The sequence below is a fragment of the Streptomyces sp. NPDC004658 genome (assembly GCF_040609555.1).
GTDB lineage: Bacteria > Actinomycetota > Actinomycetes > Streptomycetales > Streptomycetaceae > Streptomyces.
The window spans coordinates 1-4,259 of record NZ_JBEXKG010000308.1 but is presented as its reverse complement, the minus strand read 5'-3'; the positions used below and the strand labels follow the sequence as shown (position 1 = coordinate 4,259).

The window sequence follows — 4,259 nt, the reverse complement described above, 5'->3', positions numbered from 1 at the left end:
ACAGAGCCGACAGATCCCGTTGAGGACCCTGAGTCAGTCAGGCGTTGGGTCAGACCCCGCCGGGGAACGCTCACGTACATCCTCACTGTCAGGCGGTGACCCGCGGCTTCCCGGCCGCCGTCTCCGCCTCGCGCGGCGACGGCAGCGCGCCGCCCGCCGGCTCGCCGTGCTCCTTCTCCTCGCCGCACTGCATGAGCCACGGCAGCCGCAGCGCCATCAGCGCTCCCAGGAGCAGCAGACCCGCGCTCACCAGCAGCGTCACATGCAGCCCGTGCACGAAGGAGTCCCGCGCCGCGCGGCGCAACGCGGCCCCGGCCGTGCCGCCGAGCCGTCCGGCGACCTCGTAGGCCTCGCCGAGCGAGTGGCCCGCCGCGTCGGAGGCGGGCCGCGGCACGCCCGGCACCGACCGCAGTCCCGGCGCGTAGGCCGCGTTCATCACGCTGCCCAGCAAGGCGATGCCGATACCGGCCCCGAGCTGGTACGACGTCTCGCCGATGGCCGCCGCGCCGCCGGCCTGGTCGGCCGGGGCCTCGCTGAGCATCGACTCGTAGGCCCCGAAGAGCGTGGTCTCCAGGCCGAAGCCCAGCAGCACGAAGCCGGCCAGCAGCAGCGTCGGGTTGTCGGTGCCGCCCATGCCCGTCAGCGTCAGCACCGCCGCCGCCGTCAGGCAGAAGCCGAAGCACACCATGCGGCGCGGTCCGAAGCGGCGCAGCATGCGCGCGCCCGCGAGCCCGGCCGCCATCGCGGCGAGGGTGAGGGGCAGCAGCCTCAGGCCGGTCTGCAGCGGGGACAGGCCGAGCACCAGTTGCAGGTACTGGGCGGCGATCAGCTCCAGGCCGACCAGCGCGAGCATGGCCAGGACGATGCAGCCCACCGAGGTGCTGAACGCGGGCCGGCGGAACATCCGCAGGTCCACCAGCGGATGCGCGAGCCGCCGCTGGCGCCGTACGAAGAGGAAGAGGAGAGCGGCGCCGGTGAGCAGCGGCAGCACGGTGAGGGGGCTCGCGACGTCCTCCCCGCCGCCGAGCCGCTTCACGCCGAAGACGACGCCGAAGAGCCCGGCCGCCGCCATCAGTGCGCCGGTCACGTCCCAGGGGCCCTCGCCGTCGCCCCGGGACTCGGGCAGCAGCACCCGGCCCACCGGGAGGCTCACCAGCATCAGCGGGATGTTGACCAGGAAGACCGCGCCCCACCAGAAGTGTTCCAGCAGGAAGCCGCCGAGCAGCGGTCCGACGGCCGCACCGACCGCCGCGACCGCGCTCCAGACGCCGATGGCCAGGGCGCGCTCGCGCCGGTCGGGGAAGACCTGGCGCAGGATCGACAGCGTGGCCGGCATGATCATGGCGCCGCCGACGCCGAGCAGGGCGCGGGCGACGATCAGCATCTCGGCGGTCGGCGCGAACGCGGCCACGGCGGAGGCGACCCCGAACAGGGCGTAGCCGAGCAGCAGGACGCGTCTGCGGCCGATCCGGTCGCCGAGGGTGCCGAAGAGGATCAGCAGCGAGGCGCAGACCAGCGGATAGACGTCGACGATCCAGAGCAGTTCGATGGCGCCGGGCTTGAGGTCCTCGGTGACGGCGGGGACCGCCACGTGCAGCACGGTCGCGTCGAGCGCGACGAGCAGCAGGCTGACGCAGAGCACGACGAGGACGACCCAGCGGTTGGCACCTGCCCCGGGCGCCCGACGGCGCGGCCGTACGGCAGCCGTGGTCGTCCCGGACATGTACGTACCTCCCAGATGATCCCTCGTGTGGGGCGGACCGACGGGGTGGGGACTCCCTGTCGTACGGCCGGAGAGGAGCGGTGTCTCCGGCCCGCGCGAACCCACGCGGGTGACTCGTCAGCGTACGCGAGTCCGCCGCGCGGTCACGTGGCGGACCTCTCACCCACCGGAGGGAACCCGTGTGGCGTACACCACGTCGGCCCCTCTTGACCTGGACCCGGTGACCGGCCCGCCGGAGCGCGCGGTCGATAATCGAGCCCGTGACCGATCTTGCGACGCGTGTGGCTCCGCCCCGCGCCCCTCTTCTGCGCCGGGCGGCCCCGGCCCTCGTGGGCTACGCGGCGGTCCGTGCCCTGGGGCTGGTGGTGCTGGCGGTGTGGAGCGCCGCGCGCGGCAAGAGCGCGTTCACCTTGCTGACCGCGCGCTGGGACTCGCTGTGGTACACGCGGGTCGCCGAACTGGGGTACGGCTACGAGGTACGGCTGCCGAACGGGGACGTCCACTCCAATCTCGCGTTCTTCCCGTTGCTGCCGTGGCTGGAGCGGCTGCTGCACGCGGTGATCCCGCTGTCGTACGCGGGCGCCGGGTTCCTGGTGAGCCTCCTGGCCTCGCTCGCCGCCGCGGCCGGGATCTTCGCGGTCGCGGACCGGGTGTACGGAGCCCGGGTCGGGGTGTGCGCGGTGCTGCTGTGGGCCGTGCTGCCGGTCGGGATCGTGCAGTCGATGGCGTACAGCGAGTCGCTGTTCACGGCGCTGGCGGCCTGGTCGCTGTACGCGGTGCTGACCGGGCGGTGGGTGAGCGCGGGCACGCTGGCGGCCCTGGCCGGGCTGACCCGGCCGGTGGGGGCGGCGGTGGTCGCGGCGGTGTGGGTCGCGGGCGTGGTCTCGTTCGGGCGAGAGCGTGGCGTGAAGCACGCGCCGGGCGCGGGCCATGACGAACACGCGCCCGCGCCCGCCCTCGGCGCGTCCACCACCCCGTGCGCCCCCGTCTGGCGACGCGCGCTCGGCATGCTGCTCGCTCCGCTCGGGGCCGCCGGCTACGTCCTCTGGGTCGGCCACCGCACCGGCACGGGCCCGCTCGGCTACCTGGACGTGCAAGCCGGATGGCGCAACGGGTTCGACGGCGGCTACGCCTTCGCCCGCTTCGTGGCCGACAAGTTCACGTCACTTCCGTCCGCTCTCGCCGGCCTCGGCCTCATCACCGGGGTGGCCCTGCTGATCTGGCTGTACGTCATCGGGGTCCGCGCGCGCCAGCCGGCCGCACTGCTGGTGTACACGGGCGTGGTGCTCGCCCTCGCCCTGTGCGCGTCGGGCTACTTCGGCTCCAAGCCACGGCTGCTGATGCCGGCCTTCCCGCTGCTGCTGCCGCTCGCCCGTGCCCTGGCCCGGCCGCGCACGCCCCGATCGGCCCTGCTCACGGCGGGGTTGGCGGTCGCGTCGGCGGTCTACGGGGCGTTCTGGCTGAACGGTTCCGGCCCACCATGATCGGCCGGGCCGGCCCGATGACGCCCCGGAGAATTCCGCACCAGGACCGGGTTAACACATTCATAAGCGCGATATAAACAACACCCGGCATGATCAAAGGAATTGGCCCGATCGGACTCACAGGATTGCGGAATCCCAGGAATTCGGGCCGCCCTTGAGAGGTTTCCCACATCACATCGTCATCACAAAGACGCTGTTTCGACCGGGAACACCGCTCACTCGCTGTAACGTCGATTGGGTGCGTACCGAACGAAACCTCACCCGGCGTCTGGACCGGGTGTTCGCCAGGCTGGACCGTGAGCCGGAACGACCGGCCCACATCGATGTGCCGAGGATGAGCCGGCACCGGGTCGTTCTGTTCTCCGCGACCCTGGCTTTCTACCTGGCGATCGTGTGGGCCGTGGTGACGACGTCCTGGCTGGTCCGGCTGGACTGGCAGGTCATGTTCTTCCGGCCGTACCAGCAGTGGCCCCAGATCCACGCGTTCCTCGACTACTACGTGGTGCTGGGCCAGCGCGGCCCCACCGCCGTGATGGTCGCGGCCTGGCTCGGCTGGCGCTCCTGGCGGCAGCACACCCTCCGCCCGCTGCTCACCCTGGCCACCTCGCTGCTCCTGCTGAACCTCACGGTCGGCGCCGCCAAGCTCGGCATGGGGCGGCTCGGTCCGCACTACGCGACCGTGATCGGCTCGAACGAGATGGGCCTGGGCGGCGATATATTTCCCAGCGGCCACACCGCCAACGCGGTGGTGACCTGGGGAATCCTGGCGTATCTGGCCTCCACCCCGACCGCGCGCCGCTGGCTGTCCGCCCTCTCCGCGGTCACCTCGCTCGGCGTCGGCCTCACCACCGTCTACCTCGGTACGCACTGGCTGAGCGACGTGCTGCTGGGCTGGGCCGCCGGTCTGCTGATCCTGCTCGCCCTGCCCTGGTTCGAGCCGCTGATCGCCAGGGCGGAGCTGTGGCTCTTCGACCTGCGCGACCGCTGGCGCGCCCGCCGCGGCCTGCCCGCGCCGGAACCGGCCGTGCCGGTCACGCCGGTGCTGCTCAAGC

General features: G+C 72.5%; 3 protein-coding genes. 2 read left to right on the top strand and 1 reads right to left on the bottom strand.

Translation table 11 applies throughout. The annotated features are described in order from the left end of the window. Nucleotides 1-88: 88 nt before the first annotated feature. A complete protein-coding gene (locus ABZV94_RS40430; RefSeq protein ID WP_356349910.1) occupies nt 89-1,723 on the bottom strand; it encodes an MFS transporter in 1,635 nt (544 codons plus the stop codon). 260 nt (nt 1,724-1,983) lie between these two features. Between ABZV94_RS40430 and ABZV94_RS40425 the strand changes: the two genes are divergently transcribed. Next, the gene (locus ABZV94_RS40425; RefSeq protein ID WP_356349907.1) at nt 1,984-3,207 is read left to right on the top strand and encodes a glycosyltransferase family 39 protein; all 1,224 of its coding nucleotides are present in this window, start codon (nt 1,984-1,986) and stop codon (nt 3,205-3,207) included. A gap of 238 nt (nt 3,208-3,445) precedes the next feature. Beyond that, nucleotides 3,446-4,259, top strand: an 814-nt coding sequence (locus ABZV94_RS40420; RefSeq protein WP_356349905.1) for a phosphatase PAP2 family protein, incomplete at its 3' end; no start/stop codon positions are given.